The sequence below is a fragment of the Pseudanabaena sp. SR411 genome, assembly GCF_002251945.1.
Taxonomy (GTDB): domain Bacteria; phylum Cyanobacteriota; class Cyanobacteriia; order Pseudanabaenales; family Pseudanabaenaceae; genus Pseudanabaena.
On record NZ_NDHW01000089.1, the window covers coordinates 1 to 21,778 of the forward strand.

22 protein-coding genes, 2 tRNA genes and 2 pseudogenes are annotated in these 21,778 nt (G+C 41.7%); 12 read left to right on the top strand and 14 right to left on the bottom strand.

All coding sequences use genetic code 11. From position 1 onward, the window contains the following. The first annotated feature begins 271 nt into the window (after positions 1 to 271). The 5 genes from B9G53_RS08925 (at position 272) to B9G53_RS08945 (ending at position 3,674) form a co-directional block, all read left to right on the top strand. Positions 272 to 1,399: a hypothetical protein gene (locus tag B9G53_RS08925; protein ID WP_094531326.1), complete on the top strand. Its 1,128-nt coding sequence runs from the start codon at positions 272 to 274 to the stop codon at positions 1,397 to 1,399. A gap of 124 nt (positions 1,400 to 1,523) precedes the next feature. After that, positions 1,524 to 2,096 (top strand): TIGR04376 family protein, encoded by a 573-nt coding sequence (locus B9G53_RS08930; protein WP_094531328.1) that lies wholly within the window; start codon positions 1,524 to 1,526, stop codon positions 2,094 to 2,096. A gap of 114 nt (positions 2,097 to 2,210) precedes the next feature. After that, a tRNA-Pro gene (locus tag B9G53_RS08935) sits at positions 2,211 to 2,284 on the top strand. A gap of 226 nt (positions 2,285 to 2,510) precedes the next feature. Then, the gene (locus B9G53_RS08940; protein WP_094531331.1) at positions 2,511 to 3,242 is read left to right on the top strand and encodes a WecB/TagA/CpsF family glycosyltransferase; all 732 of its coding nucleotides are present in this window, start codon (positions 2,511 to 2,513) and stop codon (positions 3,240 to 3,242) included. A gap of 36 nt (positions 3,243 to 3,278) precedes the next feature. Further along, positions 3,279 to 3,674, top strand: a complete 396-nt coding sequence (locus B9G53_RS08945) for a VOC family protein (RefSeq protein ID WP_094531333.1) — start codon at positions 3,279 to 3,281, stop codon at positions 3,672 to 3,674. Positions 3,675 to 3,757: 83 nt separating this feature from the next. Here B9G53_RS08945 and rpsN read toward each other — a convergent pair whose 3' ends face one another. After that, a complete protein-coding gene (rpsN, locus tag B9G53_RS08950; RefSeq protein WP_094531335.1) occupies positions 3,758 to 4,063 on the bottom strand; it encodes a 30S ribosomal protein S14 in 306 nt (101 codons plus the stop codon). A 338-nt stretch (positions 4,064 to 4,401) separates the two neighbouring features. Between rpsN and dapF the strand changes: the two genes are divergently transcribed. Beyond that, positions 4,402 to 5,247: a diaminopimelate epimerase gene (gene dapF / locus B9G53_RS08955; RefSeq protein WP_094531337.1), complete on the top strand. Its 846-nt coding sequence runs from the start codon at positions 4,402 to 4,404 to the stop codon at positions 5,245 to 5,247. Positions 5,248 to 5,377: 130 nt separating this feature from the next. Then, positions 5,378 to 5,716 carry a histidine triad nucleotide-binding protein gene (locus tag B9G53_RS08960; protein ID WP_094531339.1) on the top strand — a complete coding sequence of 113 codons (339 nt, stop codon included), beginning with the start codon at positions 5,378 to 5,380 and terminating at the stop codon, positions 5,714 to 5,716. Between the two features lie 37 nt (positions 5,717 to 5,753). Here the strand turns inward: B9G53_RS08960 and B9G53_RS08965 are convergent, their stop codons facing one another. From B9G53_RS08965 to B9G53_RS08980, 4 genes are all read right to left on the bottom strand, one after another. Then, positions 5,754 to 7,031, bottom strand: a complete 1,278-nt coding sequence (locus tag B9G53_RS08965) for a glycosyltransferase (RefSeq protein WP_094531341.1) — start codon at positions 7,029 to 7,031, stop codon at positions 5,754 to 5,756. 75 nt (positions 7,032 to 7,106) lie between these two features. Further along, positions 7,107 to 8,588 (bottom strand): glycosyltransferase family 39 protein, encoded by a 1,482-nt coding sequence (locus tag B9G53_RS08970; RefSeq protein WP_094531343.1) that lies wholly within the window; start codon positions 8,586 to 8,588, stop codon positions 7,107 to 7,109. A 176-nt stretch (positions 8,589 to 8,764) separates the two neighbouring features. Then, positions 8,765 to 9,301, bottom strand: coding sequence for a LapA family protein (locus B9G53_RS08975; RefSeq protein WP_094531345.1), 537 nt, complete (start codon positions 9,299 to 9,301; stop codon positions 8,765 to 8,767). Next, positions 9,298 to 9,957, bottom strand: a complete 660-nt coding sequence (locus B9G53_RS08980; RefSeq protein WP_094531347.1) for a flavin prenyltransferase UbiX — start codon at positions 9,955 to 9,957, stop codon at positions 9,298 to 9,300. Before B9G53_RS08980 ends, B9G53_RS08975 begins: the two co-directional genes overlap by 4 nt. A gap of 339 nt (positions 9,958 to 10,296) precedes the next feature. Here B9G53_RS08980 and B9G53_RS27990 point away from each other — a divergent pair, with 339 nt between their 5' ends. The 4 genes and pseudogenes from B9G53_RS27990 to B9G53_RS09000 form a co-directional block, all read left to right on the top strand. After that, entirely contained in the window at positions 10,297 to 11,904 is a 1,608-nt protein-coding gene (locus B9G53_RS27990) for a DUF4189 domain-containing protein (RefSeq protein ID WP_094531349.1), read from the top strand. A 438-nt stretch (positions 11,905 to 12,342) separates the two neighbouring features. Beyond that, a complete protein-coding gene (locus B9G53_RS08990) occupies positions 12,343 to 12,573 on the top strand; it encodes a DUF433 domain-containing protein (RefSeq protein ID WP_094531351.1) in 231 nt (76 codons plus the stop codon). A gap of 3 nt (positions 12,574 to 12,576) precedes the next feature. Beyond that, a pseudogene (locus B9G53_RS08995) lies at positions 12,577 to 12,948 on the top strand (DUF5615 family PIN-like protein). A 72-nt stretch (positions 12,949 to 13,020) separates the two neighbouring features. Beyond that, positions 13,021 to 13,359: pseudogene (locus B9G53_RS09000) on the top strand (transposase); the annotation flags it as partial. Between the two features lie 38 nt (positions 13,360 to 13,397). Here B9G53_RS09000 and B9G53_RS09005 read toward each other — a convergent pair. The 5 genes from B9G53_RS09005 to B9G53_RS09025 all read right to left on the bottom strand — a co-directional run bounded on the left by B9G53_RS09005 (position 13,398) and on the right by B9G53_RS09025 (position 16,496). After that, on the bottom strand, positions 13,398 to 13,712 hold the full coding sequence (locus B9G53_RS09005) for a PAS domain-containing protein (protein ID WP_094531353.1): 315 nt from the start codon (positions 13,710 to 13,712) through the stop codon (positions 13,398 to 13,400). A gap of 6 nt (positions 13,713 to 13,718) precedes the next feature. After that, positions 13,719 to 14,222, bottom strand: a complete 504-nt coding sequence (locus B9G53_RS09010) for a hypothetical protein (RefSeq protein ID WP_094531356.1) — start codon at positions 14,220 to 14,222, stop codon at positions 13,719 to 13,721. 189 nt (positions 14,223 to 14,411) lie between these two features. Beyond that, entirely contained in the window at positions 14,412 to 14,816 is a 405-nt protein-coding gene (locus B9G53_RS09015) for a cache domain-containing protein (RefSeq protein WP_094531358.1), read from the bottom strand. Between the two features lie 354 nt (positions 14,817 to 15,170). Next, a tRNA-Ser gene (locus tag B9G53_RS09020) sits at positions 15,171 to 15,257 on the bottom strand. Positions 15,258 to 15,398: 141 nt separating this feature from the next. Further along, entirely contained in the window at positions 15,399 to 16,496 is a 1,098-nt protein-coding gene (locus B9G53_RS09025) for a WD40 repeat domain-containing protein (protein ID WP_094531360.1), read from the bottom strand. Between the two features lie 265 nt (positions 16,497 to 16,761). On the opposite strand from B9G53_RS09025, the gene glyA reads away from it, so the two are divergent. Beyond that, positions 16,762 to 18,060, top strand: coding sequence for a serine hydroxymethyltransferase (gene glyA / locus B9G53_RS09030; protein ID WP_094531362.1), 1,299 nt, complete (start codon positions 16,762 to 16,764; stop codon positions 18,058 to 18,060). A 450-nt stretch (positions 18,061 to 18,510) separates the two neighbouring features. Here glyA and B9G53_RS09035 read toward each other — a convergent pair whose 3' ends face one another. The 4 genes from B9G53_RS09035 to B9G53_RS09050 form a co-directional block, all read right to left on the bottom strand. Then, positions 18,511 to 19,161: a GNAT family N-acetyltransferase gene (locus B9G53_RS09035; RefSeq protein WP_094531364.1), complete on the bottom strand. Its 651-nt coding sequence runs from the start codon at positions 19,159 to 19,161 to the stop codon at positions 18,511 to 18,513. A gap of 267 nt (positions 19,162 to 19,428) precedes the next feature. Continuing rightward, positions 19,429 to 20,076 carry a hypothetical protein gene (locus tag B9G53_RS09040; RefSeq protein WP_094531366.1) on the bottom strand — a complete coding sequence of 216 codons (648 nt, stop codon included), beginning with the start codon at positions 20,074 to 20,076 and terminating at the stop codon, positions 19,429 to 19,431. A gap of 537 nt (positions 20,077 to 20,613) precedes the next feature. Further along, positions 20,614 to 21,189 (bottom strand): Uma2 family endonuclease, encoded by a 576-nt coding sequence (locus tag B9G53_RS09045; RefSeq protein WP_094531368.1) that lies wholly within the window; start codon positions 21,187 to 21,189, stop codon positions 20,614 to 20,616. Positions 21,190 to 21,474: 285 nt separating this feature from the next. After that, a partial coding sequence (locus tag B9G53_RS09050; RefSeq protein WP_141211744.1) for a transposase occupies positions 21,475 to 21,778 on the bottom strand: 304 nt, incomplete at its 5' end.

A 21,778-nucleotide genomic window follows, 5' to 3' on the forward strand; every position in this document is an offset into this window, starting at 1 on the left:
TGCGGCGCAAAGCGCTGCCATCAATCTTTAAGGCAAAAAGGAAAAAGGACACATTGTGTCCTTTTTCCTTTTTGCCTTAAAGATTTGCGAAATCTCGTGTAAATTTGTGGCGCTTAGAGGCAATTTGTGGTATCACTTACCAGTATTATTTTTTCTTATTTGTACTGAGACAAATTTAAAGCATTGTGATTTGGCTAAGATAGCGGTAAAAACAGCACAATTTTGGGTATTACCAAATGTGCATGGCTTATGGAGTGAATAGGATCGGCATATGATGCAAAATACAGATAATAAAAACCAGTTTTATGTAACTCAAGACGTTGATGCTTATACAGACAACGTTGATAACTTAATGGACGATCTATTTGGAGATGTCGAATCCACGCTCCATGTCGATTATGCTAAGCAGCGATCGCTTAGGTCAAAAAATCCACAAACCAAACAAAGCAAATCATCAGCCCCCTATGCATCTGTAAACTCCTCAAGCTCAGACATAGTTGCTATTTCCAAAATTGACACCTCCGAAAAAGAGATGTCAACCTCAAAAGATACCGTTAGCATTACCAAACTTAACGTTGCTGATATTGCCTTACCGCCCATCTCCAAACAAGATGTCCTCTGGATTCAACCCTACATCATGCGGAATCCAGAACCGACTAGTAACCTTCCACCGATACCAACCGAACCAGTAGCTCCAAAATATAATCTGCTTGATCGTCTCCTGCTAGTTTTTGCTTGTAGCTCAGCCTTAATTGCCGCCGTAATGTGGACGATTAATCATGGAATCTGGCTGGGTCGCCAATCAGTCACTGTTGCTCAGGTTTCATCAAAAGATACCGCTGCCAACAAATCCTTTGGCGAAGAAATTAAGCGGATGTTATCGGAAGTAGCAGATAAAAATCGCGCGATCGCTACTAATTCCAACAATATCAGTAGCAACCTTCCGCTCATGGCTGCGCCCCTAGTTGGCAATATGCCCCTACCCGTTGGCGCAAATAATCCTTTTGCTAATGGCATCCAACAACCGATGTATGTGCCTGTATATCAACCACCAGCTTTAAGCAATAGTGGTAATGCCCCATCTCCCCTTGCCTTGCCACCTGTCACCGCAAATAACTCGGTTGATGTCTCTAACTCAGCAACTACAGCAAAACCAAATACTGCGGCGGTATCTCCTCCAGTTGCTGCTGCACCTGCATCATCGTATACATTGATTGGTGTACTGGATTTAGGCGATCGCTCTACTGCCATGCTTGATATCAATGGCTCTGTGCAGTCCATCGGACTAGGCAAGGCGATCAATAATACAGGTTGGATTTTATCGCGCGTTAGTCAGCAAGAGATCATCCTCAAACGTGGTAAGGAAACTAAAACTATATTTGTTGGTCAAAAGTTTTAACCAAACCGAAAAGAGAGTGGCGGCGCTTTGCACCGCCACTCTCTTTTCGGTTTGGTGTCAATGCCAATGTTGATCTTGAGTTACAATTTTTCTGGAAAGCGATTAAAACATCTGAGGAAAGTATATGGGGTTAATAGAGGATATATCTCGCTTTTTAGAGACCCGCCTAGAGGAGTTTATTCGCAATAACCCACAGATTGAGTTGCAAATCCTCGAAGATAAGTTGCGTCAGCAAGAAGAAGAAATAGCGAAACTAATCGTTAGCTCGAAACTGGAGGAGAAAAAACTCCAAGATCGGATTCTGGAAATTGCTGAAGAAATTCGCGTCTGGCACGATCGCACTGTCAAAGCTGAATCCTTTGATCGCCCCGATCTAGCTAGTGCCGCAAAAGAACGTGAAGCTGCTTTATTGCGACAAGGTAATCAAATTTGGGCGCAGATGGAACTGGTCAAAAAACGTGCAACTGATAGCCAAACACTACAAGTGCAGATCCAAGAGCGGCGCAAGGAAGTCCAAGCCAAAGTCGCTGAAGCCGCCAAAACTGCCAAGGCAAAATCGCCAACTAGTACTCCTTTAAATTGGGATAACCTTTATACGCCACCCTTTCGTGACCCTAATGATGAACTAGAAGAAACGTTTCGGCGCTGGGAAATGGATGAAGAACTTGATCGCCTAAAACGCAATATGGGCAAATAAAATTCGCAATAAGCGAGGTTCTTTACATCTCACTTATTGCGATCGCTATATTTTTTAAACGCTAGCAAAATTTGCAAATCATCGTGTTATCATAGGAAAGCGTCAAAAACGCAACGGGATGTAGCGCAGCTTGGTAGCGCACCACTTTGGGGTAGTGGGGGTCTTGGGTTCAAATCCCAACATTCCGATTTTTGAAATACTTTACTTAATAACGCTTCGCCAAATCTAAAGGGCTTTTGCAAACGAAGGAATGGGGTGGATAGCCCCTAGATTAGCAACTTTAGCAAAAACAGATGCCAATAAAATAAGGCTCAAAATTAGGTAATATAGCGAAATAGGTTGGGGATATTGAGTATAAAAACTTAATCATATCCATTAAAAATAGTAGATATATATATCTGGAGAAAAAATCCCTTGCGTCAGTTTGGTGTGCTTGGTCTGCCCGTACATATTCATGAAAATTATCGTGATTGGCTAGCTCAAAGACTACAAGCTAGCCAAGGCACGCATGTAGTCACTATTAATGCAGAAATGACCATGCAGGCTCGAAAAAACCCTGATTTAGCAAATGTAATTAAGCAGGCTGAGTTAGTTGTACCAGATGGTTCAGGAATTGTGCTTTATCTGCGATCGCAGGGTCAAAAAATTAACCGATGTCCAGGAATTGAGCTATCGGAGCAGATAGTACAGGTTGCCGCCGAACAGCAATGGCGCGTTTTTTTAATCGGTGGCGCTCCAAATGTTGTGGATACTGTGGTCGATATTTGGCAGCAAAAATGGACGGATATTGCGATCGCAGGAATGCATCACGGTTATTTTGATGACATGCTCGAACAACAAGTCTGCGAACAATTACAAAGCGCTCAACCCGATCTAATCCTTGTAGGTTTGGGAGTACCACGTCAAGAGCTATGGATTCAAAAATACCGTCATCTTTGTCCTAACGCTGTGTGGATCGGCGTGGGGGGCAGTTTTGATATTTGGTCAGGGCTAAAAACTCGCGCTCCTGAATGGTTTAGCAATAACAATCTAGAATGGCTTTATCGACTCTATCAAGAGCCTTGGCGCTGGAGAAGAATGCTGTCTCTACCGCATTTTGTCTGGTGCGTCACCAAGGATTCTTTATTCAAACCCAAAAAAGTGTAGGCTTGTGCTTGCGTTTTTTTACGCTTAATAAAGACTATGCAACATCACCATACTTCGATTAAAACTGCGGATATTTTTCAGGCGATCGCCTTTTATGAAGCGTTAGGGTTTGAGGTAACTGAGCGCTTTACGGCAGGAATTACGCTAGCTTGCTGGATGCAGGGTGCAGGGACTAATCTCGAACTAATGCAAGTTCCTGAGCCGAAGAATACACCCAATCCCTTTGGTGATGAGCATTATGTGGGGTACTATCACCTATCGTTTCATGTCGAAAGCTTGGAAGATTTTTTGCAAGATCTCGTTAATAAACTAGGGAAAGTCAAATTGTTATTACCGCTACGGGAACAGACCATAGGCGATCGCACTTATCAAGTAGCTTTTGTAGCTGATCCTGATGGATTGCCAATTGAGCTAATGCAAAGAAAAGATTGAAATTGCAAAGTTTCAACCTCTCAGAAAGTACAGGAACAAAAAAGCCGTCACCACTTGGTGACGGCTTTTTTTGTTTTCAAAAACTACCAGCTAGATTTAACTACACCTGGTAACAAGCCTTGGTGAGCCATCTCACGCAAAACGTTGCGGCATAAGCCGAAATCTTTGTAATAGCCACGAGGACGACCAGTAGCCCAACAACGGTTACGGTGACGGGTAGGATTGGCGTTACGAGGAATTTGTTGGATTTCACGGTGTACAGCAACTTTTTGTTGTTGTGTCAGTTCAGGACTGGCAAACTTTTCTTTAAGTGCTTCGAGCTTAGTTGCATATTTTTCAACTAACTTAGCGCGCTTTTTTTCGCGCTCGATCATGCTTTTCTTAGCCATTGCGGTTCTATCAGGTGATGTAGAGGTAAAAGTCTAAAAATTTAATACAATTCGCGACAGTTACCGATCATAACCTAAATAGCCAATTTATTGAGTATGATTTTTCATTTCGCAAGTTTTTAAGCTAAGCGATCGCCCTGATATGAGTAGTCTCACCCAAATAGTGTGAGGCGGCGCGAAGCGCCGCCTCACACTATTTGGGTTTTGATTTGTCCTGATACAGGTGGCTATAGCTATAAATACCCGTAAAGTTATATGGGGCTTAACTTTACGGGTTTAGGTAGTTTATTTGGCGATGGAGATCGATATAATATTCGAAAAATATATTGAATTAATCCATGTCGATCGCATTTAGTAAATATCACGGCTTAGGTAACGATTTTATCCTGATCGATAACCGTCACAAAGCCGAACCAATTCTCACCTCTGAGCAGGCTGTCAAATGGTGCGATCGCAATTTTGGTATTGGTGCAGATGGAGTCATTTTTCTGCTGACTGAGGCAAATGATGAGCATCGGATGCGGATTTTTAACTCCGATGGTTCTGAGCCAGAGATGTGCGGTAATGGAATTCGCTGCTTAGCTAAATTTATGCAGGACTTGAATATTCCAACTACTGACAACAAGTATCAGATTCAAACTGGTGCAGGTTTGATCGTGCCACAAATGGATATAGATGGACAGGTGACTGTGGACATGGGCAAGCCATTTTTGACCGCTGCCGAGATCCCGACAACTTTACGAGATAGCGATCACAAGGTTGTTAATGTTCCACTTGAAGTTGGCGGCAAGACTTGGAACGTGACGACAGTGAGCATGGGTAATCCCCACTGTATGACCTTTGTTGATGATGTCGATACGATTCCTCTCGCGGAAGTCGGCGTTCTCTTTGAGCATCATCCTGTCTTCCCAAAACGCACAAATACCGAGTTTGTGGAAGTAGTTAATCGCGGCTATGTAAAGATGCGTGTATGGGAACGCGGCGCAGGGGCAACTTTGGCATGTGGGACGGGTGCTTGCGCGACGGTAGTAGCTGGCGTTTTAAATGATCTCTGCGATCGCACCTGTACGGTAAATCTCCCTGGAGGCAATCTCAAAATCCAGTGGTCAGAAGAAAGCGATCACATTTTGATGACTGGCCCCGCAACTCTTGTATTTACAGGCTCAGCAAAGAATGATTTGTAAATAAGCTGTAGCTATTGCGGCGCTTTGCGTCACAATTTTGAAAGTGTTGCTTTGCAACACTTTCAAAAAATTTCTTGGTTTGGGTTTGAGCGCAAAGCGTTGTAAATATAAAAAACTAGAGGTTTTTAAAATGAGCGAAACCATATTTAGCAAAATTATTAAGCGGGAAATTCCTGCAAGCATTCTCTATGAGGATGATCTTGCCCTTGCGTTCCGTGATGTCAACCCTCAAGCTCCAGTACATTTTCTCGTCATTCCTAAAAAGCCGATTGTCAAGCTTTCAGAAGCAACTGTTGAAGACCAAGCATTGCTAGGACATTTACTACTTGTAGCTAGTAAAGTCGCTGCTCAAGAAGGCTTAACAGGTTTTCGTTTAGTTACGAATAATGGTGAAGAGGCAGGGCAAACCGTTTTCCATTTACATATTCATGTATTAGGCGATCGCTCCTTTACTTGGCCCCCTGGATAATGAAAAAGAGACGGAGCAAAGCGCCGTCTCTTTTTCATTATCCAATTCGCGCTACAGGTTTACCCGTGGCAATGACTTTTTCAACAATATCAGCAGCTAGATTGACTCCACCAGCTTTTTGCATTGCCAATTGCATCTTTTTGGCATTATCTCGATATTTTGGTTGTGAAAACACTGTTTGAACAGCATTTCGTAATTTGGGAACGGTTAATTTCTTCACAGGAATAACTACACCTGTCTCCGTCCAAGCAATTCGAGATGCTACCCCTGGTTGATCATTGGCGATTGGAATGGCAACCATCGGCACGCCACAACTCAATGATTCTAGTACCGTATTTAGTCCAGCATGAGTAATAGTAAGCTGAGCTTTTTGAAGAATCTCTAGCTGTGGAGCATATTTGACCACTATCGGCTCTCCTACAATGTTAGGTAAACTGTCAGGCTCAGCCGACCCTCCCAACGAAATAATTAGTTGAGCATCCAAGTCTTGACAAGCTTCTGCGATTTGGTTAAAAATACTGAGCAATCGATTTTGAATAGTTCCCATTGAAGCATAGATTAATGGTTTTCCATTCAATTTTTCGTAAGGGAAATCAACAGGTGCTCGACTTAAGGGATTATGAAAAGATCCTGTGAAATGGAAGCAATCTGGTAACTGCTGCCTAGGAAACTCAAATTCTACAGGCTGCTGACAAATTTGAGCTAATTTAGAATAGGCATCATTAGCGTGGATAAAAGGAGAGAGATTCCATGACCGCCTATATTCGTTAATAGTTTCTACAATTGGTTTGACTAGGCGATCTAGCAATTTATAGCCAATTTGGTTACGCAGTCTAGCCCAAAGACTATCCGAATAAGTCCATCCGAAATTAAGAGGCGGAACGGATTCGTCACGATTTAACATAAGGGCGCAACTGACACTAATGAAGGGAATCTCTAAATATTCTGCAACACTGGAAGCTCCAAAAGAGGCTTGGTCAATCAAAAGCAAGTCAACATGAGCATTACGAACCGAATCAATCCCTTCTTTCATCATCCTAATTGCACCTTGCTGAAACAACTCAATTGTGTAGCGAAATGCATCCATTCCACTTAGTTCACCCATTTTGACTAAAGAGTCTGGAGTAAATCCTAGTGGACACGTGTGTTCAGCATAAACTTTAAAATCTAATCCTGCATTTTTTGCTTTTTCCTTAGCATCCAAAACGTTAATTACAGTTACTTGATGACCTCTTTTCTTTAGTTCATATCCAAGAGTTATCATTGGGTTGAGATGTCCTGTGGCAGGGACGCAGATTAGACCAATGTGAGCCATATGTTTATTGATCGCATTAGGACAAAAATAACCATAACCGATCTAATGTATATGTTTCAAGGCAATACACACATTTTATAGTTTGTAATTTTGCCCGATCGCAATTTCATAGGTTTTCAAATACAGTCCAAATCTAGTGATCGCCACATTACTAATAGAAGTAACTTGATCAAAATGAGAGATCGCTTCATCGGTAAGGGGATACCATTGGTCAGAAATCAAGATGGCATTTTTACCCTTCTGTTGCGCTGCATTCTCTAGGTTCCAAATTGTAAATTGACTAATCCGCTTAGAAATTGCTGTCACTTGAGGGTTTTGCATCTCATAGGCAAGTGCTGCTGCCGAACGATAATCAGAAGTAATTAACAAAGGCTTCTCTGGCAAAGCTTTGCTGATTTTCTGTACTTCAGCAGCCACCTCCTGCCATCCATAAATCATCCTGCCATCTTGATCGCCATCTTTCCCAAATATGGCACTCACTGGGAACATACAGGAATTCCACACAAATAAAATTGCGAATAATAGTCCAAAAACTTCTACTCCATAAAAAATTTGCAGATTTTCTCCACCTCTCCCAGAGGAAGAGGTGGCTGGGGAGTGAGGGAAATATGCTAATGGCAACAAGGGAAATAGCAATAAATAAGCATGAATATTCCAATAATAGAGCGCTGTAGAAAATAGCGACACTACCATCAATAAACCTGTAGAAGTGATAAATGTCCAAAACGCTACTCTTTTGTATAGCCCATTTGCCTTGCAAAAACCTCGCCATAGCAACCATGCTAAAAATGGCGAAAGCATTAATAATGAAATCCCAATAAAGCCCAGTGGTTCTAGCAATCGCATAATTATAGAGCCACTGTCCACACTGCGATTTGCATAGAAACGGAAGGATAAAAAATTATTACTGTAGTTCCAATAAAATACAGGCAGAAATGCGATCGCACTAATACCAAAACATAACCACAAGCGAATATCTGTAAATAATCTTCTTAATTGTGAATCTATAGCGATCGCTGCTAATAAACCCAATGTCATAAACAGCGCATTGTATTTAGTGATATGGGCTAGAGAGAGAGAGAGAGCACTGCCGTATAGTCGCCAGCTTGATCCTTTTCCATTGATTAAATATTCATCGAGAAAGCGAATGCATAGATATGCACCCACCAGACTAAGAGCGATCGCTAAATGATCATGCCATGCGAAGGAAAGCATCATGTTATATAGCGGTGAAGCCATAACTGCGAGAATCACCCACCAAATGTAACGCCTTGCAAGATCTCCATAGAGATATTTAAGAATGCAGTAATAGGTATAGAAAAAGATGCCATTAGTAACTAGATTTAGCGATCGCAATGCGAGCAGAGATTTACCGAACCATGCAGTAATCCATCCCTGTAACCATGATTGCAAAGGCGGATGATCGTAATAAGAGAAGTCTAAATGTTGTCCCCACAGCCAATAGTAAGCTTCATCAGGATTTGGCGGCGCAAATAGCCAAAAGATACATCGCAATACAATCAATAACAGCAAAAATACTGGTAGATAAAAGCTCATTAGTCTTTAGCGGCTTTACTTTAGATACGTAGACTGAGATCCCCGACTTTTTGTATGGTAAACAAAACGAATCTATGTTTGCAAAGAAAAAGTCGGGGATCTGAAAATTCATAAACCCAAGATTTTTATTGAGAATGCTGCTTTGCAGCATTCTCAATAAAAATCTTGGGTTTGGTTTATTTGATAAATTTTGCGTCAAGGGGAGGACGATCACGTTTAACTTGGCGCGAATTTTTGGACTTCATATTTGGGCGATCGCCATAGGGAACGGTATCAGGATCATCATCTTCGTATTCTTCCTCATCCTCTTCATACTCTTCTTCCTCTTCATCAAATTCATCTTCATCCTCAACAAATTCTTCTTTATACTGAGATGGATTGGCTTTGACCTGTTCTTGCTTCTCTTGACCAGATCCAGACGCAATCACTGCTCGACGAATTAAGAGATTATGTCGCCAAGAGGCGATCGCATTAATCACAAATGCTAGAAATCCACCACCGACAAGTGCCGCTAACATGGCAACACTTAAGGGAATCGCGATCGTCTTTTGACCTAAAAAGAAAATCTGTACCACAGGCTGTAAATTTTGGACAAAGATAGCTGCAAGTAAGGTGATCATAATCCCTAAAATCACAAGTTGCGTGATTGCGATTGCACCCGAAGATTTCTTGTTAACAGCATTTGCGGTTTGGGAAAAACGCGATCGCGTCATAGTTCAGCATCTCCTGCGACAATATTAGAAGGCATTCTACCCTGCCAACGCTGGATTAAATCTGCATCAATATCCAGTTGATCGAGCGCTCTGGCAATCACAAAATCCACCAAATCCTCAATCGTCTGCGGATTGTGATACCAAGCAGGAATCGCTGGCACAATTCTCGCCCCTGCTTCCGCTAAAGCAGTGAGATTTCGCAAATGGATCAAGCTTAAGGGGGTTTCACGCGGTACGATTACCAATCTTCGTCCTTCCTTGAGATGGACATCCGCAGCCCGCTCTAACAAATCAGAACTTAATCCATGAGCAATTTTTGCCACCGTTGCCATACTGCAAGGAATTACCAGCATTCCTAATGTCCGAAATGAACCACTAGCAATCGTTGCCCCCACATCAGCAAATTGATGACAAGTTAGTTTGCCGTCATTAGTCTCACTGCGATCTCGCCAAAACTGTTCTTGCGATCGCAAATTACTCGGCATAGCAATATTATTTTCCGATTGCCAAACCATCATCGCCGCCTTAGAAGCTACTAGATCGACGTTGTAATGATTATTTAATAAAAATTTGAGCGATCGCACAGCATAAATCATGCCAGATGCCCCAGAAACCCCTAATACAACCGCTTTTTCAATCGCTTTTTTATTTTGCATTCAATATCTAAATTCAGCATTTAATTCGGCACAGTAGCTCAATCATAGCTCTGTTTGTTAAGCTTAAAGTTATATAGCTGTCGCCAGTCATCAATCCAAAAAATGGCGGCGCAAAGCGCCATCACTCTCTGCTAAGGTTTACAGCAATTGCCGATCCAACGAAGCACAAGAAAATTTTTGAAAGCACTGCTTTGCAACGCTTTCAAAAATTTCTTGGTTTGGGTTTGAGCGTAAAGAGTTGTACTACAGACGGCAGCTATAGCAATTAGCCTCACCAAAAATATGGCGTGATCAAGCAAATTATTGGTGAGGCAAAGTTCTGTAACTTGGTAGGTAACTATGTTAGTAGGCAAAACATTAAGGAATCGGTACAAAATCCTCACTGTTCTAGGGAGTGGTGGATTTGGTGATACTTACTTGGCACAAGACACAGACTTACCAGGTCATCCCACCTGTGTGGTGAAGCAACTCAAGCCCAAAGACACCAATCCTGATGTTTTGCCGATCGCCAAAAGTTTATTTGATCGAGAAGCGGAATATCTTTACAAATTGGGTAATGCTCATACCCAAATCCCCAAACTATTTGCTCACTTTGAAGAAAACAATGAGTTTTTTTTAGTACAGGAATTTGTGGAAGGGCATAGCCTTGCCGAAGAGATTCCGATCGGTCAGCGATTATCAGAAAGTGCCACAACTACGCTATTACTAGAGATCTTAGAAGTTCTATCCTTTGTCCACCAAAATAATATTATCCATCGTGACATCAAACTCACCAACATCATGCGCCGTCGGCAAGATGGCAAAATCGTTCTCATTGACTTTGGTGCAGTTAAAGATATCAGTGCTTTGAGAACTGACTCCCAAGGTCATACCGATGTTACTGTTAGCATTGGCTCACCTGGATACATGCCAAGCGAACAAGCAAGGGGAAAACCTCGCCTCAGTAGTGATGTTTATGCGGTGGGCATGATTGGCATCCAAGCCCTTACGGGTATTGCACCTGATAGCTTGCAAGAAGATGCGAATACAGGCGAAATCCTGTGGCGCGATCGCACAGAGGTCAGTAATGCTTTTGCTGAAGTACTCCAAAAAATGGTTTTTTCCCATTTCAGCCAGCGCTATAAATCTGCGATTGATGCTTTACAGGCAATTCAATCTCTTTGTGCTACTAATATTAATAATATCGCCCCAACGGAAGCGATCGCCTATCCATCATCAGCAGATTCATCGCCAACTATCGTTACCAATACAGGTGGAGCAACTGCACCTGTATCTGCACCAACGACACCGCAAAACCCTATCCCAACCGCGCCGCAAACTCCTACCACACCACAAACTCCCGTCACAACGCCCCATGTCACAGTCTCCGCTCCTAATCCAGCGTTCTCAAAATTTCAACCATTTCTATGGTTCGCTTTAACTGGAGTCATATCAGTTTCAGCCGCGATCGCTACTGCAATGCTTCTACCAAAGCTAACTAATCAGACTGTTAATAATACTCAAATTACTTCAACAAGTTCTCCATCAGTCTCTCCAACTACTACCTCAAGTCCAGAAACACCAGAGCCTATAGAAACAGAAACAGCTACGCCAGAGCCACCCCCTGTAATTCCAACTACCAACCCCACCATGCTAAGTTTTGGAGCGATCGCTCGTTCTCCTTCGACGCAAGCCAAAGGCTACTCTTGGAACTTTACTTCTCAAATGGCAGCCGAAACAAGAGCTTTGAGTGAATGTGAAAATAGCTCTAGTTCAGGGGATTGCAAAATATTAGTCTGGGCGCGAAATGCCTGTATGTCTCTAGCCGAAGGATCTAATGGTGCGGCAGGCTCAGGCTGGTCAACGGATATGATTGCCGCCGAAAATACTGCAAAAAAAGTTTGTCAAGAATATAAAGGCGTTGATTGTACGATCACCCGTACTATTTGTTTGCCATTTCAACAGTAAACTAAAAAATGGCGATAAAACTAGAACCTACGCACCATTACTATGGCACTTCCTACTGAGTTTAGAGAGATTCTGACAAGATATTACACAACGCAGCAAAGATACAGCAGTTCCACGCTAACAAACATTAATAAATGTCGTTAAGCTATGGGCGATCGCTCGGTAATCGCCACAGGTTGGTTTCGACGTGGCAAGTTCAATTATCGATCTATCAACGTTGCAACCAATCATGGAAGATTGTCCCAAACAATGCGCTTCTCTCACCAGCTATCACCAATTTTGGAACAATATCGGCATTTCGATTCTAGTTTTGTTGGGCTTATCGCTGTTACTTCTAACTTCACGGTTGTTCTAAAATGTAAGAGGTGTTTCTTAGCTTGCATAAGAAACACCTGTAAGATGTAAAATTAAGAACAGCGATATATTTTAGATACTCCTATGAATTGGCAAGATAGAATCACACTCAATCCTGAAGTATTAGTTGGTAAGCCAGTTATCAAAGGTACTCGCCTTGCTGTTGAGTTTATTATCGATCTTTTTGCTCAGGGTTGGAGTATTGATGAAGTCCTTCGTAATTATCCTGGCATTACGACTGCAGATATTCAAGCCTGCTTTGCCTATGCTAGTGCTTCTCTAAAAGCCGAGAAAGTCTACCTAATATCTGCTTAGTTTATGAGGTTTCTTGCTAACGAAAATTTCCCCTTTGACGCAGTACAATTATTGCGACAATATGGACATGATGTAGTTTGGATTCGTACAGAATCTCCTGGTATTTCCGATCCTTAAGTACTAAGCCGCGCTCAAATTGAAAACCGTATTTTGCTGACTTTTGACAAAGATTTTGGAGAGCTTGCCTTTCGCTCAAAACTTCCTGCTAGCACTGGCATTATTTTATTTTGGTTTAAAGCCTCTTCTAGTCAAGCGATCGCTGAAAAAGTCTCAAGAGCGATCACATTGCGCGACGATTGGGCGGGGCATTTCAGCGTTATAGAAGAAGATAAAATTCGGATGAGAGTTTTATCTTCTTCTATAACACAGATATAATCCATCAGCTGACGTTAACTAAGAGCGTGTTTGAGAAGTTTTTCGGGGTAAAAAAGTGCAAAAAAGCTCCCTTGTTATGACGAGATTGCCCAACATGACGCTAAAGCAGTGATTCCTCCGCGCAAAGATGCCAAAATCTGGGAGCATGGCAATACCAATGCGCCACCCCATCCCCGTGACCAAAATCTCCGCTATATCCGTAAACATGGGCGCAAAAAATGGAAACGKGACTCAGGTTATCATCGACGTTCTTTAGCAGAAACCACGATGTTTCGTTTCAAAAAGATATTTGGTGGTACTTTATGTTCYCGTAAATTTGACAATCAGGCGGTCGAGTTGTTCATCAAATGTGCAGCACTTAATCGCATGATTCAACTCGCTAAACCTCTCTCCTGTCCTATTACTCGTTAATTATCTATCCTAAAGCTCCTATATCTTTTGTCTTCTTTTTATTCATGCAACAAAGCCTGCACAAACACAAAAAACTGACCTTCTCCATGAGCAAAATAGGAGATACTAATTTGGACATCAATGTGATCGCCACTTCTACGCTTCCATTGCTGAAAATTTTTTGTTTTCTGGTGAGCCATCCAACTAGAGAGCAATTCAGCTTGTGCGAGATCTGTACTCACTACTAATTCAAAAATTGACCGCCCCAATAATTGATCGTTACTGTAATCCGTGATTGTGGTCAAAGCGGCATTTACTTCCATAAATTTGCCAAAGCGATCAAGTATGGCATAGCCATCAATGGAAGTCTCGATCGCCGTTTATCGTGAGGCATTATTCGCAACTATTTGTGCTTGTTCTATTTCTGACTGTTGGATCAGCGCAATTATTGCTAGTTGTCCCGATCTCCGAATCTGGTACGCAATATAAAAAACAATGCCAATTAATAAAATAGTAAGGCTGCTAACTATAATCCCAAGCTGCTGTAAAGGTGCGTCAGCCTCACTACGATCAATTTTGGAGATCATGATCCAAGGTGTATTTCTGACTCGCAACGCTGCACCGATAACAGAAATATTGCGATAATCAATCGCCTGCTCCATGATTGAATTGGGATTTTTTATTGCTTTTACTGCTAAAAGATCTGTTTGTTCTAGCGATCGGGTAAATTTCAATCCAGCATTATCTCGATGGCGAAGAGGATTGAGATAATGCACCAAGTTCCCTTCTTGACGCACTAGCAAAGTTTCCGCAGTGGTGCTAGGTGTTGGCCATGATTTTAATAGGGGAAACAGATAATTAGCGGGATCGGATTCTAGATACACGGCTCCTACTAAAGCATTTGTTTGGTTATAGACAGGTACAAGTACTCCATAAACTGCGATCTTGCCTGTGCTGGTTTCCTGCTAAAGCATATCGATGAATTCAGATTTATCGGCGTTAGAAAAACCTTGTAATTTTTCTTGAAAAGACTTCTTTACTGGTTCGGACAAATTGTCAACCTGACCTTCTTGCTACACCAATCTGCTCATCCGATTAATTAATGCAATCTTGCGATAACCATATTCCGCTCTCATCTTGGCAGCAATAATCTGCATTGTTTGCCACTGCCACCTTGAATTGTCATCTTTAGTCCCACTTTCAATTGCTTGGAGAGTAGTTGTTACTGATGGTCTGAAGGCAAAGATTTTTGCATCCGCTTGGCGCTCACTTATCCATTGTTCAATTTGATTAGCTTTTAACTTGGCGATTGCAAAGAGATTTTCTTGAGTATTCTGGGTAATCTTTTCCCCAAACCAGTGAAAAGACCAGATTCCAACGCCAGATATACTCACAACAGCGATCGCTAACCCCAAAAACAAATTTCTGGTGTTAGATACTTGCTTTAGATGATTTTTTTGCTCATCTTTAAGTTCCATCTAGCATTTAATCCGTTTACACAATCAATAAATGATGGGTAGTCCTAAAAAGGTAAGGATAGGCGGCGCTTCGCGCTGCCTATCCTTACCCTATACAAATCCTTTCTTTTACAGGGTTACCAAATGATGATGTTGCAATAAGAGCTGTATCTAGTCTCAGCTAAGATTAATCAAACCAATATTAATGTAATTATATTGCACACTTTCTCGTGATCTATCGTAATACAAAATTTGCTTACCCAAAAGAGAACAATTGCGCGATGCGCCGCTATTCTCTTTTAGATTTTATGTCCTATCTAAAAACTAACAAAGAGATTGCTGCTATGCAGCAATCTCTTTGTTAGTTTTATGGTACGGAGAGGGGGAGATTCGAACTCCCGTTAGGTGTGACCCTAAATCTGATTTCGAGTCAGACGCATTCAACCACTCTGCCACCTCTCCAAATATGTCTTGTAGGTTCTTAGGTTAAGCAAAGCAGTTGTAATGATATCACGGTATGTGTGCTTTTACAGCGCTTTGCGCTAAAGTAAAACCCAAAATTTTTAAAAGAGGTGCAAAGCACCTCTTTTAAAAATTTTGGGTTTAGCGAAAACCTTTGCCCTGTGAAGATTCAGTCCAAAGCATTAGCTCTCCATCAGCATTGGCGGCTGCTAACTTTTTGCCTTGAGGTTGCCATTGCAAAGCCGTAATCTCACCCATTGGCGTTTCTAACGCCTGTACCCAATCCTTAGCATCTTTCCAAATCGCAATTCGGCCATTTTCATCGGCAGAAACTAGTATTTCTGATTTAGGCTTAAAAGCGACAAAACCCACAGTGCTATTGTGACCTTTAATCACTTCCCCTTCCCAACCAACATTCAGATCAGCGTGTTTTTCCCACACGACTACATCAGAACCACTAGAGGAAGACAATAGCGGCGATGTTTTGCTTGCTGACCAATCAAAGGAACGGATCTTTCCAGGGAATCCCTGCATCCGCCAAGGTGAAGCGTCAAAGTCAGAGCCTAGCCATTGCATAACTACAACTAAGTTGTCGAGAGTACTGGCGACTAAATATTCGCCGATGCGATCCCAAACGAGTTTGGCGGTCGCCGTCGGCATTTCAAATAGAATCGGATCTTCATACCAATCCTTTGCTGACCAAACTTTAATTCCGCCATCACCGCCAACCGTAAGATATTCACCGCTTGGATGCCATGCGATCGCCAAAACCGTTGACTGTTCAAAATGCAAAGTCGTGACAATATCTAAAGTCTCTGCACTCCAAATCTGCACATATTTGCCAAAGCTAAAGGCAAATTCAGGACGAGTGGGATGCCAGACGAGATGCTCGATCCATGTTTTGCCAAGATCGAGGGTTGCAGCGATCGCAGGTTGCTCCCCATCTAATTTCCACACACGCACCTTACCATCCTGTCCCCCAGCCGCGATCCAGAGACTATCCGCCGAAAATCCTAAACAATCTATAGCAATTTCTGTTGGTGCTTGTAATTCAATCAGTTTTTGCTGGAGATCGTTACCTGCTTTTGACTCATCAAAGAGAGCTAACTCACCCGATGCAGTGGCGGCGACGAGATATTTGCTATTGGGTGACCATGCGATCGCGGTGATATATTCACTGAGAGTAATTAGCGATTGGGGTTTGGGGTTAAGGATTAGAGTAGTCTTCGGCTTGGGCATAGTGATTGTTTTTTGTCTGCCTATGGATTTTAACCTAGTGCAAAGCGCTACCTATCACCGCGTGCTAGCATAATTTGATGGGTGTTTTCGTTCCTGCTTAACCCAGCACCGCTTTAAACCAAAACATAAAACAGCGTAGCCGTTTTATGTTTCTAAAACCCTTATTGGGTTTGATTTTTAATCCACAAAAGTGTGACGACACTTTTGTGGATTGGTAAATTTAGATCAAATTAATTTCAGACAATCAGCACAGAAGCTTAGCAAAATGACCAACTTGTTTCCCATCCTCGCCGCATCCGATCCCCTTGTCGCAGGCTTTATCGGCAAAGAAATCGAAAGACAGCGCAATAATATCGAACTCATTGCCAGCGAAAACTTTACATCCCTTGCGGTTATGGCAGCGCAGGGATCAGTATTGACCAACAAATATGCTGAAGGACTGCCCAACAAACGCTATTACGGCGGTTGTGAATTTGTAGACGAGATCGAATCGATCGCCATTGAGCGCATCAAAGAATTGTTCGGCGCAGCCCATGCCAACGTCCAGCCCCACTCTGGCGCACAGGCTAACTTCGCGGTATTCCTAACCCTGCTCAAACCAGGGGATACCTTCTTGGGTATGGACTTGTCTCACGGTGGACACTTGACCCACGGTTCACCTGTGAATGTGTCAGGTATGTGGTTTAACAAAGTCCATTACGGCTTAAATAAAGAAACTGAGCAGTTAGATTTTGATTTAATCCGTGATCTTGCCTTGCAACATAAGCCCAAATTAATTATTTGCGGTTACTCGGCATATCCAAGGATTATTGATTTTGTTAAATTTAGAGCGATCGCCGATGAAGTGGGCGCATACTTGATGGCAGATATCGCTCACATTGCGGGGCTAGTTGCCTCTGGACATCATCCTAACCCCATCCCCTACTGTGATGTCGTCACCACTACTACTCACAAAACTCTGCGTGGCCCTCGCGGTGGTTTAATCATGACTCGTGATGCGGCTCTCGGTAAGAAGTTTGATAAATCAGTTTTCCCTGGTTCTCAAGGTGGTCCCCTCGAACATGTGATCGCCGCTAAAGCTGTTGCATTTGGTGAAGCATTGCGTCCTGAGTTTAAGACCTATTGCGGACAGGTAATTGCTAACTCTCAAGCCCTTGCTGCTCAATTGCAAGAACGTGGTTTGAAGTTAGTTTCCAATGGCACTGATAACCACTTGTTGCTAGTTGATTTGCGCTCGATCGGTATGACTGGCAAGGTTGCTGACCTATTAGTGAGTGGTATCAATATCACTGCCAACAAAAATACAGTTCCATTCGATCCTGAATCTCCATTTGTGACTAGTGGTTTGCGCCTCGGTTCTCCTGCGATGACTTCTCGTGGCTTGAAGGAAGTTGATTTCCGCGAAATCGCCAACATCATCGCCGATCGCTTGTTAAGTCCAGATAGTGATGCTGTCCAAGCTGATTGCATTGCGAGAGTTCAAGCTCTATGCGATCGCTTTCCTCTCTATCCTGAACTTGAGTATCCGACCATTAGTACTAAAGAACCTGCTCTAGCAGTCTAATTCCAAAGAGAAAGGGTCGCAAAGCGACCCTTTCTCTTTGGATACGTTGGAAGATTTAATGTGATTGGAACTCTAAGGAAAAGCCAAAATCAAAAACAAGGTATTTGCGAATAACCTTGAAAGGAAAATCACCTTAGATTACGACTATAACTAAAACACGATCGCCTCATCAATCTATCTCCTCAAGGCGATCTCTATTACTGTGATTCGTGAGGTCTAGGCGATCGCTTATCAATTACTGGTCTTCACATCGGGAAGCATCCTGAAAGAAATCGCTAATGACTTTTCGGAGATTAACAACGAAGTTAAACATTTTTCATGGCACAATCTCGAATAGAAATTTCCAACTTTAACGAGCATATCGTCTTGGTATAATGCCCCGTTCACCTGTTGTCAATAGCCTTTCGGACTCAGTGAAAACTGCTATACGGTCGGTATGCAAAGGGATTGTTAGATAGAATTTTTACTAATTCTTGAATTACTAAGTATATAAAATACCTCTTGACTTCCTTGTCTTTTCTTTTCCAATTTCTCAAACTCTAGGTCGAATTCCTCTGCTTTTTTTTCATCGATTTTATAAACATTGCTATCTTTATAAATCCATTTTTCGCCTTTTAGTGATTCTTCAATTAGTTCTTTTGTCAACATTGCGCTTGGATATATTTCGTTTTCCAGAGATATATCGAATCTACTACTACTCTTAAACCCTAAGTTTACATAATTACTTGGATCTCCGAAAATTACTACCGCTTCATATTTTAGTTCTTTCGCCTTTATAAATGAATGTTCTATAAGCTTTTTCCCAAAGCCTTTTCTTTGGTACTCAGGAAGAATACTGACGGGACCAAAAGTCAAAATAGGTTTCTCTCTTCCGTTTTCACCTACTAATTTCGCTTTTGTATACATAATATTGCCAATTATTTTTTTATCTTTTTCAATCACATAATCCAATTCGGGAATGAAGTCTTCATGTTTTCTCATTACATGAACCAGATAATGCTCATTACAGCCAGGAACATAGATATTCCAGAATGCCTTTCTTGTTAATTCTTCTACGATTCTATAGTCTTCGCTTTTTTCATTGCGAATAATGTAATCCATATATCCTCCTATTGCCGAAGGTATTCATCTAACGTTCGCAATCACCGTACGCAGATAGCTTTTACTAGAACCCAGTATACGGCAAAGTTTCGGTGCATTGCGGTTGTTATGCCGCGCCTCAGCAATTCTCATTATGATTTTTGATTTGCCTAAGCCGTCAATTGTTGAACGAAAGCATAGGGTTTTCAAGGATAGCTATTGCGGCTATTCTCAATAAGTGTCGCCAGATCAAGACAAAGTTTTCATAATGAGAATTGATGGCCGCGCCTACTTTACCTCTCCTATTTGAACACATTCTATAGGAAACCTCGTAGATTTCTCAGCATCAATACTTGCTTGCTTAAACCGTTTCGATGCATAACCTCGAAAACCAATAAATGCAACTACAAGGACGACTCCTCCAACGATTGTTGAAATAATTGGATTCGCTCCTATTAAGTTAATCATCAAGCCAACAGTTAAAGCACATATAGAACTAATAATATATTGCACGGTTTTTCTGACGTTTGAATTGTTACGAGTTACCCAAAGAGTAGGTTCATCATGGTATTGCCATGTTAAATACTGTTTGATTTCAGGACTTTGTGTAGCGAAGAAACAACGAATACGAGCCATTGCCCGTACATTGAAGTCGGTATATACATCTCTTCTTATGCTGTGATCAAATGTGTCTAGTCCAATAAGAAGAAGCAATAACAGTACTCCAACAGCAGCAATCTGGAAAGAAACACCGAGCGTAGCTTTACTTTGACTTAAAAATACAAGAACTGCCAAAAATGAAGATGTAATCGTGATGAAAAAATTTAGGCGAGTAATACCTTCCTGACGCAAACGACGAGTTTCTTGAGCTATCTCATTGTACTCAGCTATCAAAAAACTAACTGCATTTTTTTTGGTACCTTCTTGGTCTAACATCTGGTATTTATTTTACGACTAGCTTTACTAAGCTCAAGAAACTATATCCAGCAAAAAACTCAACACAATACTTGACTACCTGACCAGTAAACTCAGCGGAATAATGCTTGAGTTGAACCGCATTAGCTATGCTAAGCGGTTAACTAGAAGTCGTTTTCATGTTGGTTCCAACGACTTGTTCTATCTGCCGCTTTTTAGGATTTTATCATATAATGTCAAGTCTTATTTAAGCGGCGATAGAACTATGTATTAGACGGAAAAATTCTGCCTAATACAAATATAAGGCATATAGGCTGAAAGTCAAGTTTCAGCCTATATGCCTTATACGAGATGTTATACAGAAAAATTCTTCCTAAAATCCCATTTTGGGGTGATTAGAAGGAAAAGTTCTGCTTAATCACCTAAATTGGCATACTAGATGGAAATATTCACATATTACATATTATTTTGCTTTTGGGCTTTGGTTATGATCGCATCAACAATCTATCTCCTCAAGGCGATCGCTAGTACTCTCTATTTATTTGCTGAATTGAGTAATTATTCTGGGTTCAATTCTAAACCGCGATAGACTTGCTCAATGGGAAAGCTTAAGTTAATGCTTTTTAGTTCAACGGTGTCGCCTTCTTGGTAGTTAATGATGAGCCATTCGCCAGCGTCATTTTTATGGTATAGATCCATTTCGATGCTGGTAGAACTGACTAATAAGTAATCTTGTAAGTGTGGATTTTTGCGGTACAGTCTAAATTTGCCACTGCGATCGTATAACTCAGTACTTGGAGATAGAACTTCAACGATTAAGCAAGGATAGGTAATATATTGGGTTGTAGTTTTATCGCGATCGTCGCAGGTGACACTGACATCGGGGTAGGTGTAGTTATTTGTGCCAACAATATTAATTCTCAGGTCTGAGTTACCAGTTATACAACTACTAGCGTCTAAGTGGGTGTCAACCATAGTCGCAAATCGAATTGCGATGCGGCTATGATTAACGCTACCAACGCTAATAGCATAAACTTGACCGTTAATCAGTTCATGTTTCTCTAGTTGCTTTTCTTCCCAAGCAAAGTATTCTTCTGGAGTTATTTGAGGAAGATTTTCTTTAATTGAAATCATTTTTTTGTAATGGATAATGGGTAATGGACTTTATTTAACTCACCCTACAAGATTAGCGATCGCAATGATGGTTCCACAGCATAAGCATACAGAGATATTGCTTCCAAGTTTCCTTCGGTTACTTAATTTTAATATTAAGCAGTGTTGATAGCATCATATTAACTGATGTTACATGGAACGCAGGTGATGAATCTCCTGCTGCTAGCGTGACATGGCAAGCACGGGGGCATTGCCCCTACCTGTACAATTTTAGAAACTGTAGATACTGTCTTGAGTACCAAAAAGTCAAGAGGGAATTTGAACAAAATTAGGATCGAAAGAACGCTGAGACTTGAGAACACCAAAGACCTGCCGCAATAGCTTGTGCATGACAGCACCAATGACCGACATTTTTGACTTACCCTTAGCCGTAAGGCGAGCGCAGAAAGCGGCAATCGGCGAATTATAACGACGAGCGACAATCGCAGGCATAAACAAAGCTTTACGCAAACGCGAATTACCAATTTTTGACAAACGCGGTTTGCCATGAATCGAAGAACCAGAAGAAAACTCACGGGGAGTTAAACCCGCAAAAGCAGCTAATTGATCG